Source organism: Clostridium chrysemydis (assembly GCF_015234215.1).
GTDB lineage: Bacteria > Bacillota > Clostridia > Clostridiales > Clostridiaceae > Clostridium > Clostridium chrysemydis.
Genome location: NZ_JADEKP010000002.1, coordinates 154009 through 177131 on the forward strand (window position 1 = coordinate 154009; position 23123 = coordinate 177131).

Annotated in this window: 20 protein-coding genes and 1 pseudogene; 20 read left to right on the top strand and 1 reads right to left on the bottom strand. The window is 29.7% G+C overall.

What is annotated here, in order from left to right:
• Positions 1–74: 74 nt before the first annotated feature.
• The 7 genes from INR60_RS08655 to INR60_RS08685 all read left to right on the top strand — a co-directional run bounded on the left by INR60_RS08655 (position 75) and on the right by INR60_RS08685 (position 8293).
• Positions 75–473, top strand: coding sequence for a hypothetical protein (locus tag INR60_RS08655; RefSeq protein WP_194191120.1), 399 nt, complete (start codon positions 75–77; stop codon positions 471–473).
• 254 nt (positions 474–727) lie between these two features.
• Complete coding sequence (locus tag INR60_RS08660; protein WP_194191121.1) at positions 728–1738, top strand: serine hydrolase; 1011 nt, start codon at positions 728–730, stop codon at positions 1736–1738.
• 52 nt (positions 1739–1790) lie between these two features.
• Positions 1791–1988, top strand: coding sequence for a hypothetical protein (locus INR60_RS08665; RefSeq protein WP_194191122.1), 198 nt, complete (start codon positions 1791–1793; stop codon positions 1986–1988).
• 1168 nt (positions 1989–3156) lie between these two features.
• Complete coding sequence (locus INR60_RS08670; RefSeq protein ID WP_194191123.1) at positions 3157–3699, top strand: NADH peroxidase; 543 nt, start codon at positions 3157–3159, stop codon at positions 3697–3699.
• Positions 3700–4050: 351 nt separating this feature from the next.
• A complete protein-coding gene (locus INR60_RS17540) occupies positions 4051–6450 on the top strand; it encodes a DNRLRE domain-containing protein (RefSeq protein ID WP_194191124.1) in 2400 nt (799 codons plus the stop codon).
• 181 nt (positions 6451–6631) lie between these two features.
• Complete coding sequence (cls, locus tag INR60_RS08680; protein WP_194191125.1) at positions 6632–8074, top strand: cardiolipin synthase; 1443 nt, start codon at positions 6632–6634, stop codon at positions 8072–8074.
• A 42-nt stretch (positions 8075–8116) separates the two neighbouring features.
• A complete protein-coding gene (locus INR60_RS08685) occupies positions 8117–8293 on the top strand; it encodes a hypothetical protein (RefSeq protein ID WP_194191126.1) in 177 nt (58 codons plus the stop codon).
• A 272-nt stretch (positions 8294–8565) separates the two neighbouring features.
• On the opposite strand, the gene INR60_RS08690 is transcribed toward INR60_RS08685, so the two are convergent.
• Complete coding sequence (locus tag INR60_RS08690; RefSeq protein WP_194191127.1) at positions 8566–9381, bottom strand: IS1/IS1595 family N-terminal zinc-binding domain-containing protein; 816 nt, start codon at positions 9379–9381, stop codon at positions 8566–8568.
• Positions 9382–9425: 44 nt separating this feature from the next.
• Between INR60_RS08690 and INR60_RS08695 the strand changes: the two genes are divergently transcribed.
• The 13 genes and pseudogenes from INR60_RS08695 to INR60_RS08755 all read left to right on the top strand — a co-directional run bounded on the left by INR60_RS08695 (position 9426) and on the right by INR60_RS08755 (position 22819).
• Positions 9426–9575 carry a hypothetical protein gene (locus tag INR60_RS08695; RefSeq protein WP_194191128.1) on the top strand — a complete coding sequence of 50 codons (150 nt, stop codon included), beginning with the start codon at positions 9426–9428 and terminating at the stop codon, positions 9573–9575.
• A 392-nt stretch (positions 9576–9967) separates the two neighbouring features.
• Positions 9968–10981: a 3-deoxy-7-phosphoheptulonate synthase gene (aroF, locus tag INR60_RS08700; protein ID WP_194191129.1), complete on the top strand. Its 1014-nt coding sequence runs from the start codon at positions 9968–9970 to the stop codon at positions 10979–10981.
• Positions 10982–11104: 123 nt separating this feature from the next.
• A complete protein-coding gene (gene aroB, locus INR60_RS08705; RefSeq protein ID WP_194191130.1) occupies positions 11105–12157 on the top strand; it encodes a 3-dehydroquinate synthase in 1053 nt (350 codons plus the stop codon).
• 11 nt (positions 12158–12168) lie between these two features.
• Positions 12169–13446, top strand: coding sequence for a 3-phosphoshikimate 1-carboxyvinyltransferase (gene aroA, locus INR60_RS08710; protein WP_194191131.1), 1278 nt, complete (start codon positions 12169–12171; stop codon positions 13444–13446).
• Positions 13439–14536 carry a chorismate synthase gene (aroC, locus tag INR60_RS08715; protein WP_194191132.1) on the top strand — a complete coding sequence of 366 codons (1098 nt, stop codon included), beginning with the start codon at positions 13439–13441 and terminating at the stop codon, positions 14534–14536. The genes aroA and aroC overlap by 8 nt, the downstream gene beginning before the upstream one ends.
• Complete coding sequence (gene pheA / locus INR60_RS08720) at positions 14524–15654, top strand: prephenate dehydratase (protein WP_194191133.1); 1131 nt, start codon at positions 14524–14526, stop codon at positions 15652–15654. Before aroC ends, pheA begins: the two co-directional genes overlap by 13 nt.
• Before the next feature lie 3 nt (positions 15655–15657).
• A complete protein-coding gene (aroE, locus tag INR60_RS08725) occupies positions 15658–16467 on the top strand; it encodes a shikimate dehydrogenase (protein ID WP_194191134.1) in 810 nt (269 codons plus the stop codon).
• An 11-nt stretch (positions 16468–16478) separates the two neighbouring features.
• Positions 16479–16982: a shikimate kinase gene (locus INR60_RS08730; protein WP_194191135.1), complete on the top strand. Its 504-nt coding sequence runs from the start codon at positions 16479–16481 to the stop codon at positions 16980–16982.
• A gap of 6 nt (positions 16983–16988) precedes the next feature.
• A complete protein-coding gene (gene aroQ / locus INR60_RS08735; RefSeq protein ID WP_194191136.1) occupies positions 16989–17423 on the top strand; it encodes a type II 3-dehydroquinate dehydratase in 435 nt (144 codons plus the stop codon).
• Between the two features lie 84 nt (positions 17424–17507).
• Complete coding sequence (gene aroF, locus INR60_RS08740) at positions 17508–18521, top strand: 3-deoxy-7-phosphoheptulonate synthase (RefSeq protein ID WP_194191137.1); 1014 nt, start codon at positions 17508–17510, stop codon at positions 18519–18521.
• A gap of 29 nt (positions 18522–18550) precedes the next feature.
• Positions 18551–19393, top strand: coding sequence for a prephenate dehydrogenase (locus INR60_RS08745; RefSeq protein ID WP_194191138.1), 843 nt, complete (start codon positions 18551–18553; stop codon positions 19391–19393).
• A gap of 137 nt (positions 19394–19530) precedes the next feature.
• The gene (locus INR60_RS08750) at positions 19531–22272 is read left to right on the top strand and encodes a sigma-54-dependent transcriptional regulator (RefSeq protein WP_194191139.1); all 2742 of its coding nucleotides are present in this window, start codon (positions 19531–19533) and stop codon (positions 22270–22272) included.
• Between the two features lie 241 nt (positions 22273–22513).
• Positions 22514–22819, top strand: a pseudogene (locus INR60_RS08755) (PTS lactose/cellobiose transporter subunit IIA).
• Positions 22820–23123 lie beyond the last annotated feature (304 nt).

The following is a 23123-nucleotide window of genomic DNA, read 5'->3' on the forward strand; positions in this document are numbered from 1 at the left end:
AGTTATAATAATATTAATTTAAGGCAATAATTGTAGATAGTAAAATTTAAATAGATATAAAGGATGTGTTTTTAATGGGCCACGATTTTTTAGAAATTAAAGTTAGTTTAGTAGATTTATTAATGGAAAGTGCGGACGAAGAAAGAGTAAGAGCTTTAGAGAGAAAAGCTATTGAAAATGATATTTTTGATACAGATAACGGAAAGCCAATAGTTAGAAAAAATAAAGAAAGCTTAGGTGCTTATATCAATAGATATTCTTCAGAAATAATGAAGAACTTTTCAGAAGAAAAATATAGTATATTAAAATCTTTATACAGAGATTATAATAAATCTGGGGATACATCAATAATTAGCCCAGAGATAACTAAGAAAAAGGGCATTAAAGATTATAAAAAACATATTGCGGCAGGGGCTACAGCTACAGCAGTAGGGTTAGCTATTTTTAAAATGTTTAAAAGTAGAAAAAAATAATTTTTCTACAAAAATTGTGTGCCGTATTTTAGGGCTATATAAAGCTAGAGTACTAAAAGTATTCTAGCTTTTTTTATTTTTAAAAACTAAATAATGATTATAACTAGTTAAGTTTAATATGTTTAACTTAACGGTGAGATTTCAATTTTTATTTAAAATAATAGATTAAGAGAATGAAATTTAAGAAGTTTAATTAATAAATAATATGGGTAATTAATGTAAAAATGTAATATAATAGGTATAAGGAGGGTGGTATGAGAAAATTTATTGGTATTATTTTAGGGGTAATTGCTTTTGGTTTTATCGGTTTTACTGTAGCTGTTTTAGATGTAGGGAGTGTTAGTGGAGTTAAGATGGATGAAAATGTTTATGATAATAAAAATAATGATATAGAAAATACTAAGCCCTTAGAGGAAAAAGAACCTATTAGTGAAGAGTTTTTAACAGAAAAGGAAAAGCAAAAGGATACAAGTGATGAGGAATTTTTAAAAGCTGTTAATGAAATTATAGTAGAAGAATGTAGTAAATACGATTTTGATTATTCTGCAAGCTTTAGAGATATAAAAGATGATAAGTATATTTATATTAAAGAAAGAAGAAGTAAATCAGCTAGTATGATAAAACCTTTTATTATGGTTGAAGTTTATAATCAAGTATCATATGGAAATATAAAAATATTTGATAAAGTAAAATTAAAAGAAGAAGATAAGGCGCTAGGAGAAGGAGTATTAAAAGGCAAGGAAGTAGGTAGTGAGTATACAGTTCGTGAATTAGTAGAGTATATGATTTCAAAAAGTGATAATACAGCTACAAATATGCTTATAGATTTAGTCGGCATGGAAAACATAAATAGTACTATAGAGAGTTTAGGATTTAAAGATACGATTCTTAGAAGAAAGATGATGGACGAAGATAAAAAGGATGAAGGAATTGATAACTATACTTCTGTAAAAGATCTAGATAACCTTTTTTATAAATTATATAAGGGTGAATGTTTAGGAAATGAATATGATAAAGTTATGCTAGAGGTGCTTATTAAATGTGAAAATAACTCTAAAATTTTAAATAAATTACCTAAAAATACTGTAAGTGCACACAAAACAGGAGAACTTAGGGGTGTTCAAAACGATGGAGGAATAATTTTTTCTAAAAATGGAGATTACATTTTAAATATTCTTATAGAGAGATGTAAAGAAAAAGAAGCTATTGAAGCTATAAGTACAATATCCGAAAAAATATATTTTTTATTTCAAAGCAAAAAATAGCAGGTATTTAATTATGCCTGCTATTTCTTTATTGAAATTAAGGAGATGTTTTATGAAAAATCAAATCACTAAGTATAATTTAATATATCTATATGTAAAAAAAAGGAATGAGGTTACAGATAAACTTAAAAAAAATTATAATAGAAAATTAAACAAATGGTTAATAATAGAATTAAAGCCTTTTAAAAGCATTATAAGTAAGTATAATACTATTGTAGAAAAGTTTAGATATTTAGAGGATTTCAAATAATTTTTATAATTAGAAATATAAGTTTATAAAAACTGTAGGTTTGCATATTATACCTAAATTTAATGAAGAATTAAGATTAATATAAGGTAAAATACTCAAGTCTAAAGTTTGAGTTACGAAAATCTAATAGTGAGATAAGGTTAATTGACAAATAGTTTAATCTATACTCACTAAAATATATTTTTAGTAATAAGGGGGAATTTCTAGATATAAGGTTTAATGTTAATTCATAAATTCAGATTTGTTTTAATAAATATATTTCTTGGGGAAGATAATATATTTAAATTAAACAATTATACATTCATGCATTTAATACTTAAAACTTAAAATTTAAAATTATATAACGCTCTGGACAAGCAATATATTTTATTCTATATGTTAAGATTGGACACCTTAATTAAAGAAGTTATAAATTTTAAGACTAAAAGGAATTTAGCGAAGTAAAAGGAATTAACTATCATTTTAAGTTGTTAGTGCAGATATACAAACATTAAAATAAAAATTTAGAATTTATAATTAAAAATATATTTCTACATCAAATATAACGTAAATAAAAAGAAAAGCATTGATTTATAGAAACAGGAATTGAAAGATTAATCTTAACAAAAGTTGATATTAGTAATAAAATTATTTTATTAGCAGTAACAATATTTCTTTAGGCAAGTATACAACGGGTAATTATGAAACAATTTGTTTCAAGCTTAACTATGTACGATGTAGGTTATTAAAAGTACTAGTTGGATATGAGTTAGATAAGGAAAAAAGATTTGTATAAAAAGATAATATCTAAGGATATGATAACAAAGTCTGTTATCATTAGCTCCAAGCACATGAAAAACAACAGATAAGATATTAGTTATAAACTAATAACTAAGTTAACTAAAGAAGAAATGAAAAGATAATTTATAAACCTCTTTTTAATGAGCACAAAAGTATGAAATTTAATACTTTAATTTAAGATAATACTTTTAAAGAACCTTTCAAGTTAAAAGCTAGAAAGGTTATATAGCGTTTAAAAAATTATTTTAAAAAATTAAATAAAACTATTTACAACGGATAATAATTATTATATAATAAAAAATGTAGAAAGGGTTAACACCCAAATACATTAAATAGTAAATTAAAAAAATATTAAATATATATGTGTGGAAGAAGAGGAGAGATTATTATGAAAAAATTTGTATGTACAGTTTGTGGTTATATTCATGAAGGAGAAACTGCACCAGAAAAATGCCCAGTATGTGGGGTAGGTGCTGACAAATTCCAAGAGCAAGTAGGAGAAATGGATTGGGCTGACGAACATAGAATCGGAGTAGCTAAAGACGTAGATCCAAGAATCGTAGAAGGATTACAAGCTAACTTTATGGGAGAATGTACAGAAGTTGGAATGTATCTTGCAATGTCAAGACAAGCTGATAGAGAAGGATTCCCAGAAGTAGCAGAAGCTTATAAAAGAATAGCATTTGAAGAAGCAGAACATGCTGCAAAATTTGCTGAACTTTTAGGAGAAGTCGTAGATGCAGATACAAAAGTTAACTTACAAAAAAGAGTAGATGCAGAATACGGAGCTTGCCAAGGTAAAAAAGAATTAGCTACTTTAGCTAAACAATTAAACCTAGACGCAGTTCATGATACAGTTCATGAAATGTGTAAAGATGAAGCTAGACACGGAAAAGCTTTCAAAGGTTTATTAGAAAGATACTTCGCTTAATTTCAAGATATTAAAAGACCCTAGATTAAAATCTAGGGTCTTTTTTTATGTATAGAAAATATAAAAATATAGTTACAATAGGATTTAAGTTAAGCGCTTAAATAAGACCTATCAAATTAAAAAAAGAAAGATTATTAGATATCGTGGCTAAAGCCACTTTTTTTTATATATAGAAAATATAAAAATATAGTTACAATAGGCTTTATGTTAAGTATTTAAATAAGACCTTTCAGAGTAAAAAGTCAATATTTAAAGATGGTTTCTGAGTTTAAATAGTATAAAAAATAAATCATTAACAATACAGGGGATAAAAGAATATATTATAGGGATTATTTTAAGGTGGTGAAATTATTGGAATATAAAAAAATAAGAATAAAGGAGGCAACCTTTGTTTCTTCTATGTATCCCGATAAAAATTTTAGTGATAAAGATATTCTTATAGTTGGTAGGAATCAAAAAGATGAACTTATAAACAGTTTAGATACTTTCATCAAATTTGATATGCCAATTAAAAAAGGGAAGGTATCCTCTGCAAAACTATGCGTTTTTTTAAAGGATATAAGTGATGAGAGGTTTGAATGTATACCTCTAAGTTTATACTATAATACAGAAAATTTTGATACAAAGACTATTACTTATAGCACAGAGCCTAAATCAGTACTAATTAAAAATGATTTACTTGTATGTGATAAAGATAAAGAAAGATACATTCAAATTGATATAACAGAGGTTGTTAAGAACTGGGAAAATGGATCTAAAGAAAATTTCGGAATAAAAATTGTAACTAACGATTCAGAAAATATAAATAGAGTAGTATTTTCAAAACATGGGATAGAAGAGGAAGCGTATATTTTATTAGAATATGATTTTAAAGAAGAAATAGTTGAAATACCAAAAGAAGAAAAGAGAAATGAATTTGTAGAAAAAGAATATAATAGGAAACCTAGTCATAATTGTAAGCATGAAAGACATGACCACTGTAAAAAAGATCCTTGCAGACATGATTGTTGCTGTGAGGGACCAGTAGGACCAGAGGGGCCAGAAGGTCCAAAAGGACCGCAAGGGCCAAGAGGAGAGTGTGGACCAGAGGGACCACAAGGAAATCCAGGGGAACGTGGAAAAAGGGGTCCACAAGGTGAAGTAGGACCAATAGGACCATGTGGAAAAAGAGGACCACAAGGACAAGAAGGACCAGTAGGCCCAGTAGGACCACAAGGGCCACAAGGACCACAAGGGCCAGAGGGACCAAGAGGAATAAAAGGTTGCAAAGGTGAAAAAGGAGATAAAGGAGAAAGAGGCGAAGAGGGACCTAAGGGAGATCAAGGTGACATAGGGCCAAAAGGAGAACAAGGACCAAGGGGTATACAAGGACCACAAGGTGAGATTGGACCAAAAGGGGATAAGGGAGACCCAGGGGACATAGGACCTAAAGGAGATAAAGGAGATAAGGGTAATCCAGGATTAAAAGGAGACCCAGGTGAAAAAGGAGATATGGGACCTGTAGGACCAGAAGGTGAAATGGGGCATATAGGTCAAAAAGGTGATAAAGGTGATAGAGGAGAACGTGGAGAAAAGGGAGATAAAGGAGAGACTGGAGAAAGAGGAGAAAAAGGTGATATAGGTCCAACGGGACTAAAGGGAGACCCAGGAGAGAGGGGACCAGAAGGACCAACAGGACCGCAAGGAAACAAAGGTGAAAAGGGAGATAAAGGAGAAAAAGGGGAAAAAGGAGAGCGCGGAGAAAGAGGAGAGCGTGGACCAGAAGGAAGAAGAGGAGAAAAAGGACCAATAGGACCACAAGGACCAATAGGAAATCCAGGAAATCAAGGTGAGATTGGACCTAAAGGAGAAAGAGGTGATGAAGGACCAATAGGACCAAAAGGTGATCCAGGAGAAAGAGGAGAAGAAGGACCAATAGGGCCACAAGGAGATATTGGACCAGTTGGGCCAGAAGGACCACAAGGAATAAGAGGGCCTATGGGACCAGAAGGACCAAAGGGAGATAAAGGAGAACGTGGAGAAAAAGGAGAAAGAGGAGAAGAAGGACCAGAAGGTAAGATAGGACCACAAGGGGAAAGAGGAGAAAGAGGCCCAGAAGGTAAAATAGGACCTAGAGGTCAAAAAGGAGAAGCAGGACCTAGAGGACCAAAGGGTGATCCAGGTTGTATGGGTCAATCAGGATGTCCAGGACCAAAAGGTGAAAAAGGAGAGCCAGGTTGCATTGGACCGAAAGGAGAAAGAGGAGAAAGAGGAGAAAGAGGCGATCCAGGATGCAGTGGTCCAGAAGGTAAGAGAGGACCGAGAGGAGAAAAAGGCGATCAAGGCTGTCAAGGACCTCCAGGTTGTATTGAAACTAAAAATAACGCATATCTTCTATCAGAGGGGTGCATCGTAGTACCACCTAGGAGGTCAATACCTTTTGAAGTTAATGCAGAATTAAATGGTAGAGATATACTTCATACAGAAGGTGAAAGTGAAATAATTTTAAGAAAACATGGGGTATATTTATTTAACTTCAATACATCTGTAAGTAGTGAATCTAGGGGTGTATGTGAATTAAAATTAGTTAGTGAGCATAAACAGTATGCTGCATGCATAACGGATTTAATTAGAGAAGATGTTCTATTAAATATTAGCGGAACAGCTATAATTTCAGTAAGAGATGAACCTTTAAAAATAAAACTTATTAATGATAGTAAGTGTCCTGTTAATTTCTATTTGACTAGTATGACTATAGTTAAATTATCATAAAAATTTCTAAGATATAGGGATGTTTATTTAAATTTAAACATCCCTTTTAATTTTAAGCAGAAAAAATATTTTAAATATTTAAATTTATTTTAACAATGTTATGATTTAAAGAGCGATTAATTGATAAGAATGTATAAAGAAGTTATAATTTAGTAAAGAATTAGAAAAGGAGGTAAATGCTATGAATATTTGGGTTATTCTTGGAGCTATTTTAATAGTTTTAAATATAATATTTTCTTTTTCAGTAATTTTTATTGAAAGAAAAGACCCTACAACAACTTGGGCTTGGCTTTTGATATTTATCCTTTTACCAGGTTTTGGATTTATAATATATCTTATACTTGGGCAAAATTTTAGTAGAGCTAAATTATTCAAAGAAAAGACAGTAATAGATAAATATAAAAAAGAAAAACTTCAAGAATCTTTAGAGGACCTTGAAGAAGGAGAAAATAATGGGGAGCAGTATTTTGATCTTAGAAAAATGAATTTCAATAATTGCGGAGCTAGATATACTAAGCAAAATAGTGTTGAAATCTTTGTAAATGGTGAAGATAAATTTAAAAGACTTATAGAAGATATAAGAAATGCTAAAAAATACATCCATATACAATATTATATTTTTAGAAAAGACATATTAGGTAAAAAAATTATAGAAGAACTTGAAAAAAAATTAGAGGAAGGTGTGGAAGTCAAATTACTTGTAGATAGTATGGGGTCTCACGCTTTAACAAAACATAAACTTAAAAGGTATTTAGACCTTGGAGGAAAGTTTGCTATATTTTTTCCAGGTATTTTGCCACATATAAATACACGTATTAATTATAGAAATCATAGAAAGATAGTTGTTATTGACGGTAAGTATGGATATGTTGGAGGATACAACGTAGGTAAAGAATATGTAAATTTAGATAAAAATATAGGCTTTTGGAGAGATACTCATATAAGAATCAGAGGTAAAGCCGTAAATGATTTAAATGAAAGATTTTTATTAGATTGGTGTTATGCAGCTGATGAAGAGATAACATCTTTAGATAAATATCTATATAAGGATGAAGAAGATTTAGATATAGAAAAAACAGTAGGTATTCAGATAGTTACAAGTGGACCAGACCACAACGAAGAATATATTAAAAATGCATATATTAAAATGATTAATAATGCAAAGAAAAATGTGTATTTAACTAGCCCATATTTCGTTCCAGATGAACCTATGCTTGAAGCTATCAGGCTTTCTGCTTTATCTGGGGTAGATGTTAGAATTTTAATTCCAGGAAAACCAGATCACAAATTCATGCAGTGGGCGGCAAGTTCTTATGTTGAGAGTCTTTTAGTAGCAGGAGCTAGAGTTTATTATTATACTAATGGGTTTGTTCACGCTAAAACTTTAGTTGTAGATAGTGCTGTATCAAGTATCGGAACAGCTAATATGGATATAAGGAGCTTTAGCTTAAACTTTGAAGTAAATGCATTTATTTATGATGAAGAAATAGCAAAAACATGTGAAGAACAATTTATGAAAGATCTAAATTACTCAAAAGAAGTTACAGCAGAGGAATTTAAAAAGAGAAGTAATTGGTTAAAGATGAAAGAATCTGTTATTAGATTACTCGCACCAATTCTTTAATATGATATAATTATTTATATTAAATTTTGGAGGTTTCAGTAGATGTTTACTAAGGAAGAGCTATCAGTTATAAATGAAGCATTAAAAATAGCAGATGCTAAATATATGAAAGAAATAGAAGAGGGAAATAGAAATCTAGCTGTTTCTGCAAATAGAAAGCAAAAGAAACTTTGGCTTGTACAAAATAAGCTTAAAAAGATAATGAGCGATAATAAGTAGTAATCAAGGGGTGTTAAACTTTATTAGTTTAGCATTCTTTTTTTCTCTATAAGGTTTTATAGTATTAATTAATATTTTAAAAAAAACTACACCATTGTTACGAGATATTATTGGTATAAGGGATTTTCGCTATATAGGGTTAAATTTTTGATATTTTGGACAAGTAAAAATTATTAAGACATGTTTTATACAACTAATATAAATAGACAAGTAGATTAGCTAAGGACAAGCTATTAAAATAGAGTTATACTAGGACCAATTTATAATAAAAATTAAATTACTTTCACACAAAAAATTGAGCTTATTAAATTAGATAAAATAGTATGTTTCTCATGAGATCCCTCATAAATATAAACAAACCAATTTAAATAAACTTGCAGATATTTTGTAGCAACGCTTCTAAATTTTCTAAGCCATCTTCTTAAATTTAATATAAAATCAGAGCAGTGACTAAGTAAAATTTCACTTTCTTCTTTGGAGATTTCTAGTTCTTTCTTTTTATGAAGAGAATAGTTTAATCTTTTTGATACAAGGTAAGAGAATCTATCTTTTCCTGGTAAAAAGTAAGTGTTAAATACAGGTTTAAACTCATTTAATAAATTCTCTATAGATTCTTTTGTAGGGCTCATAGAATCAAAGGATATCTTAGCTAGAGAGTAATTATTTTTATTAATAGTTGTAGCTACAAAGATATTTTTTCTTCTAGAAATAGTGCAAACGGGGGGAGTCTTTTGCCCCTTAAAGTTTTCTAAAAACTTAGTATGTCTCATAGCTGTAACTATATGAGTTCTTCTTGAATCTGTATAAGTTCCTATATGCTTTAAGATTTTATGCCTCCATCTAAAAGACGTTTCTATGCAAATATCTAATTTATCTGCGCAATCTCTTATAGTTGCACCAGATAACATAAGACGAGTATATTTATCCCAAAGGTCAACACTTTTTCTAGTGTTATGCCAGATGAGTCCAGTTCCTTCGTTAAAGGTTTTAAGACAATCTTTGCATTGATATCTTTGGACATTCCTATATTTCCCGTATTTAATAAAGTGTTTTGAATTGCAATGGGGACAAGCTTGTGTATGTACCATAATCTCACCTCAAAAAAATTTTGATTTTTTTAGCTATTTTGATTATGGACATAAAAAAGTACCTTTATTCAGGTGATTTTAGTAAAATACCAACAAAGAAGCAAAACAATGTTGTAGTTGAAATTAAAATTAATATAGATGTAAGTGAACTAGAATACAATTTGCTTTTTAGAGATAGTTTAAGTTTTGTGTAGTTATTTATATTTACAAATCCCTATAAAAGTATTAAAATAATAAAAATTACAGAAAATTACTGACAAATAAATAAAAATATGATATCATTATAAAAAATTCATTTTAGGAGGAAGAAAATGGTAGAGTTAAATAGAAATTATATAGCAAAATTTTATAACTTTTTTTACTTTATATTCTGGGGCTTTTATTTTAGCGCTGGCTATTTATTCTGCACAAAAAAATATTTTTCTAAAATGAGCGAAAATTACAGTTAATGTATCATCATAACTTTTAAGGGAATAGTATTATAAAATTTTGATACTTAGAAGAGCTCAAATTATTTTGGGCTCTTTTTTTATAATATGGCTTAGGCCATTTATTCAATAAATATATTTCGAGAGGGGCTATAAAAATGATAGTTATTTTAAAACCAAAAACAAGTGAGGAAGAAATTAAAAGGCTAACAGATGAATTACAAGTAGAAGGGGTAGAAGTAAACCCAGTTATAGGAAAAGATATAATTATCTTAGGACTTGTAGGAGATACAAGTAAAATTGATAAAGATAGAATAGAAGCAAATAAAAACGTAGAAAAGGTTATGCACGTTCAAGAGCCTTTCAAAAAGGCAAATAGAATGTTTCATCCTGAAAAGACTATTGTAGATATAAATGGTCAAAAAATAGGTGGAAAAAAGATAGCTTTAATTGCAGGACCTTGTTCTGTTGAATCAAGAGATCAAATATTAGAAGTTGCAAACTCTGTTAAGAAATGTGGGGCAAATTTCTTAAGAGGAGGAGCATTTAAACCTAGAACATCCCCTTACAGTTTCCAAGGGTTAAAATATGATGGATTAGATTTATTAAAAGAAGCTAGGGAGGAAACAGGACTTCCTATAGTAACAGAAATAATGTCACCTTATGATATTGAGGTCTTTGCAAGAGATGTAGATGTAATCCAAGTTGGAGCAAGAAATATGCAAAACTTTGACCTTTTAAAAGAACTTGGCAGATTAAATAAACCGATACTTTTAAAGAGGGGATTATCATCAACTATAGAAGAATGGCTTATGTCAGCTGAGTATATTATGGCTGGAGGAAATGAAAATGTAATTCTTTGTGAAAGAGGGATAAGAACATTTGAAACTTACACTAGAAACACTTTAGATTTAAGTGCAATACCAGCTGTTAAAAAGTTAAGTCATCTTCCAGTTGTAGTAGACCCTAGTCACTCAGCGGGTAAAGCTTGGATGGTTGAAGATTTATCAAAAGCAGCTGTTGCTATAGGGGCTGATGGACTTATTATAGAAGTTCATAACAATCCAGCTAAAGCTTTATGTGATGGTCAGCAATCTATTAAACCTTCAGAATACAAAGAATTATTAAATAAATTAAGACCTATTGCAGAAGCAGTAGGAAGAGAAATATAGAGTTATTAAAGAGTTATTAAAATTTTAATGATACAATATAGTCATTAATAATTTCTTTTGCTCTTTTAAAATTTTAAAAGAGCAAAAAGATATACCTAAATTTAAGTTTGGAGGTATTTACTTTTGAGAACGCTTAAGGTGAATTTAAAAGAAAATTCTTATGATATAAAAATAGAAAAAGGAATATTAAAATCTTTAGGAAAAGAAGTTAAAGAAGTTTTTAATGGCGAAAAAATATTTATAATAACAGATGAAAATGTTAATAAGTATTATGGGGATTTAGCGATAGATTCTTTAGAAAACGAAGGTTTTAAGGTAGGAAAACTAGTTTTAAAACCAGGAGAAGAAACTAAATCTTTTGAAACAATGCCTAAAATTTATGATAAATTATTAGACTTTAAGTTAACTAGAAAAGACTTAATAATAACTTTAGGTGGCGGAGTTATAGGAGATATAGGAGGCTTTAGTGCATCATCATTTTTAAGAAGTGTGCCTTTTATACAAGTTCCAACTTCACTTTTAGCTCAAGTTGATAGTAGTGTTGGGGGAAAAGTTGGAGTGGATTTACCAAGGGGTAAAAACTTAGTCGGGGCATTTTATCAACCGAAGAAGGTTATAATAGACCCGTTAGTTTTAGAAACTTTAGAAGATAGATTTTTTAGAGATGGAATGGCGGAAGTTATTAAATATGGATTTATAAGATCAAAGGATCTTTATTTAAAACTTCTAAAACTAGATTCAAAAGAAAAACTTATGGAAAATATAGAAGATATTATATATGAGTGCTGTGATATAAAGAGAACTATAGTTGAAAGAGATGAAAAAGATTTAGGTGAAAGAATGGTATTAAACTTTGGTCACACTCTAGGTCACGCTATAGAAAAATACTATGGTTTTAATAAATACACTCACGGAGAAGGAGTAGCTATAGGGATGTATAATATAGCAAAGCTTTCAGAAGAAAAAGGTTTAGTATCTGAAAATTATAAGGACTTAATTAAAGAAATTTTAATTCAAAATGGTCTGCCTTTTAATGTTAGTATAGATGAAAAAGAAGAGATAATAGAAGCTATCTCTTTAGATAAAAAGAATATGGGAAGTACTCTTAAAGTGATCATAATGAAATCCCTTGGAAATGCTGAAGTTTATGATACTACTATAGATTTTTTTAGGTAGGTGAAATATTTTTGGGAAATTACAAAATTTATAACAAAAAGCTAGATGGATGTGTAAATATTCCACCTTCAAAAAGTATGGCACACAGAGCAGTTATCTGTGCAAGTTTAGCAGAAGGTGAAAGCATAATAGAAAATATAGATTTATCAGATGATATAATATCTACAATTAACGGTATGAAAGAGTTTGGAGCAGATATTAAAATAGATAAAGATAAACTTATAATAAAAGGAATAACAAACCTTAATAGAGAGTTTAAAGGGTGTAGAATAATAGATTGTAATGAATCAGGTTCTACTTTAAGATTTTTAATTCCAATAGGTTGCCTATTTTCTTCAGAAAATAATTTTTTAGGAAGAGGAAATTTAGGAAAAAGACCTTTAGATACTTTTTATGATATCTTCAATCTTCAAGGGATAAAATACTCTTTTGAAAGTGAAAAACTAGATCTAAAAGTATTAGGTAAATTAAAACCTTCTGAATTTAATGTACCTGGAAATATAAGTTCACAGTTTATAACAGGATTATTATTTGCACTTCCTCTTTTAGATGGAGATTCTAAAATAATAATAAAAACAGAAACGGAATCTAAAGGCTATATAGATTTAACTTTAAAAGCACTTAAAGATTTCGGTATAGAAATAATAAATAAAGATTATAAAGAGTTTATTATAAAGGGAAATCAAAAATATAAACCTAGAAATTACAGAGTTGAAGGAGATTATTCAAGCGGAACCTTCTTCCTTTGCGCTGATGCTATAGGGAATAATGTTTTATGTAAAGATTTATTACAGGATTCTCTTCAAGGAGATAAAGGTGTTATAGATGTCTTAAGTAAAATGGGTGTAGAATTTAATATAACAAATACTGAAGTAATAGGAAAAGCAGACAAAACCAAAGGAATAGTTATAGATGCATCTAGTATACCAGATGCAATACCTGCTTTGTCTGTAGTAGCCTGCCTTTCAGAAGGAAAGACAGAAATTATAAATGCAAAAAGGCTTAGAATAAAAGAATGTGATAGATTAAGTGCTATAGTAAAAGAACTTAAAAAACTTGGTGGAAATCTTGAAGAAAGAGAAGATAGTATAATTATTTATGGAATAGAAGAATTTCAGGGAGGTTCTATAGTTTGGAGCCACAAAGATCATAGGATTGCTATGATGCTTTCAATAGCAGGAACTAGATGCAAAAATCCTATTATTATAGAAGAGATAGAATGCGTTAGCAAATCATATCCTAAATTCTTTGAAGATTTTAAGGCGTTAGGAGGCAAGATAGATGAGTAGTTGTTTTGGAAAAGATTTAAAATTATCTCTTTTTGGAGAGTCTCACGGGGTAGGAATAGGAATTACAATAGATGGGCTTCCAGCTGGGTTTGAGATTGACTTAGAAGAGGTAGAATTTGAAATGGCAAGAAGGGCACCTGGAAAAAGTAAGCTTCAAACCTCTAGAAAAGAAGGGGATAAAGTTGAAATTTTAAGTGGTATATTTAACGGAAAGACTACAGGAACGCCTATTTGTGGAATTATAAGAAATAAAGATACAAGGTCTAAAGATTATGGTAAATTAAAAGATCTAATGAGACCTGGGCATGCTGATTATACTGGTACTATAAGATATTCTGGTTTTAATGATTTTAGAGGTGGAGGGCATTTTTCAGGTAGGATAACTGCACCTTTAGTTTTTGCAGGTGCTATATGCAAGCAGATTTTAAAAAGTAAAGGGATAGAAATAGTTTCTCATATAAAAAGCATAGGAGAAATAGAAGATGAAAGCTTCGACTATACTTCTATAGATACGAAGTCTTTAGAAAATTTAAAACATAAAGAATTACCTTTTTTAAATGAAGATTTAGAAAAACTAGCAGAAGAAGAGGTAATAAATGCAAAATCTTCTTTAGATTCTGTTGGAGGAGTAGTAGAGACAGCTATAGTAAATGCTTTCGCGGGTATTGGGGATCCATTTTTTGATTCAGTAGAATCTACATTAGCTCACCTTCTATTTTCAATTCCAGCTGTAAAGGGAGTAGAGTTTGGAGAAGGATTTAATATGACTAAGATGAAAGGTTCTAAGGCTAATGATGAAATTTATTATGATGAAAATAATGAAGTTTTAACTAGAACTAACAATAACGGTGGAGTCTTAGGAGGCATAACAAATGGGATGCCTATAGTTTTTAAAACAGCTATAAAACCTACAGCATCTATATCTAGAAAACAAAATACAATAAATATTGGTACTATGGAAAACGAAGAATTAGTTATAGAAGGAAGGCACGACCCTTGCATTGTAGGAAGAGTTATACCAGTTATAGAGAGCGCTTGTGCTATCTGTATGATAGAGCTTATGAAAGGAAGATTTGAATGGATGCTTTAGAAGGCTATAGAAAAAAAATAGATGAAATAGATAGTGAAATTACAAGACTATTTGAAGAAAGAATGGATGTAGTTTTAAAAGTAGCAGAATATAAAAAGAAAAATAATTTAGAGATTTTCCACAAAGGAAGAGAAGAGGTTGTTATAAAGAAAAATATAGATAGGCTAAAAAATAAAGACTACGAAAGAGAAATAGAAAAATTTTATAATAGCCTTATGGAAGTTAGTCGTGAACTTCAAGGAAGAAAGCTAAATCGAGAAAGTGAAATTTTAGATATAGAAGAATTTAATATAAATAAAGAGGATATTATAGGATTTCAAGGGGTATTAGGGTCTTTTAGTGAAGAGGCTTTAATAGATTATTTTGGAAAAAACACTAAATCAAAATCTTATGAAACCTTTGAAGATGTTTTTAAAGGGATAGATAAAGGCGAGATTAAATATGGAATTTTACCTGTAGAAAATTCTTGTACAGGAGGAATATCTGAGGTTCATGATTTACTAATAAAATATGATTTTCATATAGTTGGAGAAGAGAGCATTAAAATATCTCATAATCTTTTGGGGATTAAAGGAAGTAGTTTAAAAGATATAAAAGAAGTGTACTCTCACGCTCAAGGATTCAGCCAAAGTTCTGACTTTTTAAAAGAACATAAGGATTTACTTCTTATACAATTTAAAAACACAGCTATATCTGCAAAAAAAATTAGAGATTCAAAAGATAAAGCGCTTAGTGCGATAGCTTCTAAAAGGGCAGCAGATATTTATGGGTTAGATATATTAAAAGAAGGAATAAATAATACAGATACTAATAAAACTAGATTTATAATAGTAGCTAAAGAACTTTTAAAGTCTAAAGATAGCAACAAAGTAAGTATAGTCTTTTCTCTTGAAGATAAACCAGGTACCCTTTATAAGCTTCTTAAACATTTTTCTGAAAATAATATAAATATGAGTAGGATTGAATCAAGACCTACTAAAAATGAAGTTTGGAAGTACTATTTATATATAGACTTTGAAGGTGGACTTGATAATTTTGGAGTATTAAATGCTATAGATTTAATAAAGCTTAATAGTCAGTACTTTAAACTACTAGGTTGGTATAAGAAAGGAATATAAATTATGGAACTTTACGGTTTAGTTGGAGAAAAGTTATCCCACTCTCTTTCTCCAGAAATTCATAAAGAAATATTCAAAAAATTAAAAATTCAAGGTGATTATTGCCTTTTTGAAGTGCCAAAAGATATGATTAAAAACCTTGGAAATTCGATTAAAACCCTCTCTATTAAAGGGGTTAATGTAACTATACCTTACAAAGAAGAGGTTATTAAAAGTTTAGATAAAATTTCAGATGAAGCTAAGAAAATCGGTGCTGTAAATACTATTGTTAATAAAAAAGATATATTAATAGGATATAATACTGATTACTATGGTTTTAAATACATGTTAGATTGGAAAAATATAACCTTAAAAGATAAAAATGTAGTAGTTCTTGGAACTGGCGGTGCTAGTAAAGCTGTAGTTACATATGCTATAGACCAAAATGCGAAAAATATTTATTTAGTTAGTAGAAAAAATAAAGAGTATTCTATTTCAAGTGATAAAATAGAAGTTATTGATTATAAAAGGTTAAAAGATATAAAAGGAGATGTAATTATAAATACAACTCCTGTGGGAATGTATCCAAATGTAGAAGCTTCACCTGTTTCTAAAGAAGTAATTAGAAATTACGAAGCTTTAGTAGACCTTATTTATAATCCTACAGAAACTTTGTTTTTAAAATACGGAAAAGAGTTAAATAAAATTACAGTACACGGTCTTATGATGCTTGTAGGTCAAGCTGTTAAAGCAGAGGAAATTTGGCAAAACAAAAAAATTGACGAAGAAGTTATACTAGATATCTATAAAAATTTAGAAAAAAGATTTTCTTAAGAGGTGTTATTATGAGTGATAAAATCATCCTAATAGGAATGCCAGGGTGTGGCAAAACAACTATAGGTAAAGTATTAGCAAGAGAATTAAATTATAACTTTTACGATATGGATGAATATATTGAAGAAAAAAACAATAAGACGATAAAAGAGATCTTTAATAAATCTGAAGAAGAATTTAGAAACCTTGAGACAAAAGCCTGCGAAGAACTTATAAATAAAAAACGAGTTGTTATTTCAACTGGTGGCGGGGTAATAACTAGAGATAAAAACGTAGAGATTTTAAAAGATGGTATAATAGTTTTTATTAATAGACCTTTAAGTAAGATTTTAGAAGATGTAGATGTTTCGAATAGACCCCTTTTAAAAGGTGGAAAAGAAAGACTTTATAAGCTATACGATGAGAGATTTTTAAAGTATAGAAAAGCATCTAATATTGAGATAGTTAATGAAGGTTTTCTAAGGGATACTATAGATAAATTAGAGGAAGAACTTAAAGGGAAAATTAAGGAGTAGATATTTATGAAAGTGATGGTTATTAATGGACCAAATCTAAATATGCTAGGAATTAGGGAAAAGGGCGTTTATGGAGAGGAAACTTTCGATGATTTAATAAAATACATCAAAGAAGAAGGGGAAAAATCAGGACACCAAATTGAGTTTTTCCAAAGTAACATAGAAGGTGAAATAATTAATTCCATTCAAAGGGCATATTTTGAAAACTTTGATGGGATAGTAATAAATCCAGGTGCTTATACCCACTATAGCTATGCTATACATGATGCTATTAAAGGAAGCAACATAAAAACTGTAGAGGTTCATATTTCTAATATTCACACTAGAGAAGAATTTAGAAAAGTATCAGTTACAGCAAGTGCATGTATAGGACAGATATCGGGGTTTGGCTTTTACGGATATATAATGGGGCTAAATGCATTAGAAAATGCGTTAAAGTAGTGCTTAGATTTATAGTAGGTTAAGTAGGGCAGAAGGAGAATTGATTTTAATTTTAGTACTATATGTAGTTTAGGAGGAAGAAAAATGATTATAGTAATGGATCCAAATGCTAGTATGGAAGACATAAATAAAGTAAGTAGCTGCTTAGAATTAAATGGACTTAGAGTGAATCTATCAAAAGGTGATTCACATATGATAGTTGGAGTTATTGGGGATGCTTCAAAATTAGATTCTAATAAACTTTTAAGATTTGATGGAGTACAAAAAATAGTAAAAGTAGAAGAACCTTTTAAAAAAGCCAACAGATTATTTAAGCCAGATGATACTATAGTAGACGTAAATGGTATGAAAATAGGTGGAGGAAATCTTGGGATTATGGCAGGACCTTGTTCTGTTGAAAGCGAAGAGCAAATTATTGAGATAGCTAAAGACGTTAAAGCATCAGGTGCAAACTTCTTAAGAGGGGGAGCGTTTAAACCTAGAACTTCTCCGTATAGCTTCCAAGGGTTAGAACTTGATGGATTAAAACTTTTAAAGAAAGCTAAAGAAGTTACAGGACTACCTATAGTTACTGAACTTATGTCTACAGATTACATAGATGAGTTTGTAGAAAATGTTGACGTTATACAAATTGGGGCAAGAAATATGCAAAACTTTGATCTTTTAAAGCAACTTGGAAAAACAGATAAACCAGTTCTTTTAAAGAGAGGTTTATCATCAACAATAGAAGAGTGGCTTATGTCAGCTGAATATATTATGGCTGGAGGAAACGAAAATGTAATTCTTTGTGAAAGAGGAATTAGAACATTTGAAACTTATACTAGAAACACTTTAGATTTAAGTGCTATTCCAGTAGTTAAAAAGTTAAGTCATTTACCTGTTATAGTTGATCCAAGTCACGCGGCTGGATACTGGTATTTAGTAGAGCCTTTAGCAAAGGCTGCAATTATGGCTGGTGCAGATGGTCTTATGATAGAAGTTCATAATGATCCTAAAAATGCACTAAGTGATGGGCAACAATCAATAAAACCTGAAAACTTCCATGATCTTATGAAAAAGATAAAAAAAATAGCGGAGTTTGAAGGTAAAACTATCTAAAGGGTAAACTAAGTTTTGGGGGGCTATATATGAAAATTGTTATTGTTGGGCTTGGTGTAATCGGTGCTTCTTTTGGGATGGGACTAAAAGAAGCAGGTTACACAGAAGTGTATGGTATTGATAAAAATGTAAAAACATTAGAAAAAGCTAAAAAAATTGGTATAATAAAAGAAGGATATACTAATGGGGAAGAAATAATAAAAGTAGCAGACCTTATTATTGTTTCAATATATCCTAAATTGATAGAAAATTTTATAAAAAGTAACATCAAAAACTTTAAAGATGGAACTGTTATAACAGATGTAACTGGGATAAAAGAGATGTTCATAGATAATATAATTGATATATTACCAAAAAATATCGATTTTGTTTTCGGGCACCCTATGGCAGGAAGAGAAAAAAAGGGCATAAACTATGCATCTAGCGATGTATTTAAGGGGGCAAATTACATTATTACTCCAACTTTTAAAAATAAAGAGGAGAATATAACTTTAATCCAAAATATTGCATATGAATTAGGATTTAAAAGAGTAAAAAGAATAAGTAGTAAAAAACATGACGAAGTTATTGCATTTACAAGTCAACTTCCTCACGCAATTGCAGTAGCACTTATTAATAGTGATATTGAAGGAAGAGATACAGGTGCATTTATCGGTGATAGTTACAGAGATTTAACTAGAATTGCTAATATTAACGAAGAGCTTTGGAGCGAACTTTTTATTGGAAACAAAAGCAACTTACTAGAGTGTATGGATAAATTCGATGAAGAGTTTAAAAAAGTTAGATTAGCTATAGAAAAATCAAATGAAGAATCATTAAAAGATATGTTTAAAAAATCTACTTATAGGAGAGAAAATTTAGATAATTTATAGTCTTATTTTATAATGTGGATCTTTAAAGAGGGTGTGGAAAGGATTTTCTATGCTCTTTTATTAACAAATTTTTTAGTGGGGTTTTTGAAAACCTTTAATAGGTTTAGTGTAAATTATGCACACATGGAGGGATACGGATGAGAAGAATTAACGAAGTTTTAGAAGTTCTTATAGAATTAGAAAAAAAAGGTGAAAAAGGAATATCAGCTAAAGTTTTAAGCGAGAAGATGAGTTTAGATAGAGCTACTGTAAGTAGGTATTTAAATAACTTATACAAAGAAGGCGCTGTTTCAAAGATAGAAGGAAGGCCAGTCTTGTATGTAGTTAAAGGAGAAGAAAGCTCTAAAAAAGATATAGTGGAAGGCTCTAAAGATAAAGAAAAATTAAATAATAGCTTAGATAGGCTTGTAGGTGCAGATGCTTCACTTGGAGTGCCTATCCAGCAAGCAAAGGCAGCTGTTTTATATCCACCAACAGGACTTCATACTTTAATCTTAGGAGAAACTGGGGTAGGTAAATCTATGTTTGCAGAAGCTATGTATGATTTTGCAAAAGAATCTAAGGTTTTAGATGCAAATTCTCCTTTCGTAAGGTTTAACTGCGCCGATTATGCAGATAACCCTCAGCTTGTAATTGCACAGATTTTTGGAGTTAAAAGAGGAGCTTACACAGGTGCTGATAAAGATAGGGATGGTCTTTTAAAGCAAGCTGATTCAGGTATATTATTTTTAGATGAAATCCACAGACTATCGCCGCAAGGGCAAGAAATGCTTTTTACATTTATAGATAAGGGGCAGTTTAGGCCACTTGGTGATACAGAAAATTTAATTAAGGTAGATGTTCAGATAATTGCTGCAACAACAGAAGATCCAAAATCATATCTTCTAAAAACTTTTACTAGAAGAATACCTATGACTATAACGCTTCCTCCGTTAAGGGAAAGAAGCCTTGGCGAAAGGTATAAACTTTTAGAAGAGTTTATAAAAGCAGAATCTAAAAGATTAGGTGAGAGCATTTACTTTAATAGAAATGCTCTTATTTCATTTTTATTATATGAATGCTCAAACAATATAGGACAATTAAAAAGTGATATACAATTAGCTTGTGCAAAGGCGTTTTTAAATTATAAATCAAACAATAAAAGTATTATAATAGTAGAACAATCTGACCTTCAAGGTGCTGTTAAAAGAGGGATAATGAAATTAAAAGAACATAGAAACGAAATAGATAAGTTATTCCAAAACCTTGATGAGGTAATAAAATTCTCTTATAAAGATAAGGGAGAAAAAGAAATAGAAAAAGATAATGAAAGCGTGTATTCAGGAAACGAGCAGGATTTATTTTATTCGGTAATTGAAAACAAATTAGAAAAACTTAAAAATAAAGGCTTAAAAGAAGATGAAATAAAAGAAATTTTAAATGTTGATATAGAAGATTATTTTAGAAAATATATGAGTAGCCTAGATGGAAGCTTTAGAAAAGAAGAAATAAGTAAAATAGTCAGCAGCAAAGTTGTAGATATAGCAGAAAAAGCTGTAAACTATGCAGCTAAAAAGCTTCATAGAGAATATGACGATAAAATTTATTTTGGATTAGCACTTCACCTTCAAGGAAGTATAGAAAGGCTTTTAAACGGAGATAAAATATATCACCCTAAGCTTAATTCTATTAGAAGTGAATATAAAGATGAGTTTATGGTAGCTATGGAAGTATCTAAAATGATAGAAGATGCTTACGGGGTAGAGGTTCCTTTAGATGAAATAGGATATATAACTATGTTTTTAAAAGATACTTCAAAAGAACTTGAAAAAGAAAGAGAAAATAGAGTTGGAGTTTTAGTTATAATGCACGGTGAGTCAACAGCTAGCAGTATGGTTAAAGTTTCAAACAAACTTATAGGTGAAGAATACGTTGAAGCTTTAGATATGCCTTTATCTATGAAAGCTGAAGATATGCTTAAAAGAGTTAGAGAAAAAGTTAAAGAATTAGATAAAGGAAAAGGAGTAATAATTCTAGCTGATATGGGGTCTTTAGTTAATTTTGGCGATATAATTAAAGAAGATACTGGTATAAATATTAAAACAGTAGATATGGTTACAACTTTAACTGTTATAGAAGCTGGAAGAAAAGCTCTTATAGGAAGAGATATAGATTCAATTTATAGGGCTTGTAAAAACTTAAATACATTTGGTTTAAAGATAGAAAGAGAAACTAAAGAGAAAAAAGGCTTAGCTATAATTACAACTTGCTTTACAGGAGAAGGTTCTGCTGAAAAGATAAAGAAAGTAATTGAAGAAAATATTATAGCTGGAGATAAGGTAAAAGTAATACCAGTTGATATAATAGATAGTGAAAAGTTTCATAAAAATATAGAAGAACTTAAAAAGGAATACAACATTATTGCAATAGTTGGTACTGTTAATATGAATGTTTATGATATACCATTTATAACTTTCCCAGAACTTTTAGGTGGAAATGGGTTAGAAGTTATCAATTCTACTATAGTTGAAGAGGTTAACTATAATAAGGTAACTGAATCTTTAAAAAGTCAAATAAAAGAATTAGATTCTTATAAACTAAGTGAAGATATAAAAAATGCTATTAAAAATATAGAAGATAATTTAGATATAAAAATTGAAAAGAACGCAAAGCTTGGAGTCTTTATGCATTTATGTTTCTTAGTAGATAAATTACACAAAAAAGGGAAAGAAACTCCTTTTGTAGGGTTAAATGAATATAGAAACGAGCATAATAAAGATTTTATTTTAATAAAAAATAGTTTGAAGATTTTAGATGATACTTATAAAATAAACATTGGAGATAACGAAATTGCATACATCGTAAAGATGGTTTTAAATAATAGTGATTCAAAAGAATAAAATAAAAACTTCGCATAGATTAAAATGCGAAGTTTTTTATTTTAAAATTATTTAATTTATCTCTCTCTCTGAAAATAAATTAACATAGTGTGTACACGTTTTACACACAGGAATTCAGTAGTTTCTATAAAAAATCCCCTAAAATAGAGGGTTTTTCTATGTAGTGTGTAGGATGAAAGTTGGCATGAGAATTGCTTTAATATAATTGCATACAAATTTAAAATGAAAGAGGTTGTTAAAAATGGAAGAAATCATAATGAATTTAATAATGCATAGTGGAGAAGCAAGAAGTTACGCAATGGAAGCAATGGCAGATGCAAAAAGTGGAGATATAGAAGGAGCTAGAGAAAAAATAACTAAAGCTTCAGAACAATTAACAGAGGCGCATCATTCACAAACTGCTTTAATTCAAGGAGAAGCTGGTGGAAACAAAGCTTAGTTCTCATTATTATTAATGCATGCTCAAGATCACCTAATGACTACAATGACTTTAAAAGATATCGCATCAGAAATAATTGATATCCACGAAAAATTACAAGCAAAATAATCTAAAATGTATTATAGTGTTCGATTTATATATAAAGAGCTGTTATGAAGTTTCATAGCGGCTCTTATTATTTTTAAAAGAATAATAAATTCAATAGAGTTTATTAGTGCGTATATTATTAAATTAAATAATATTGTATATAATGGATAAATTTAGACACACAGTTACAAACTGTGCAATTTGAGAATCTTTTTTATGAACAAGTGTGCATTAAATTAAAAAAGTCTTGAAACCTAGTAGTATCAATGGTTTTAGCTTAATTAAAAAAGTTATAAAAACTTGGCATGGGACTTGCTATAAATAT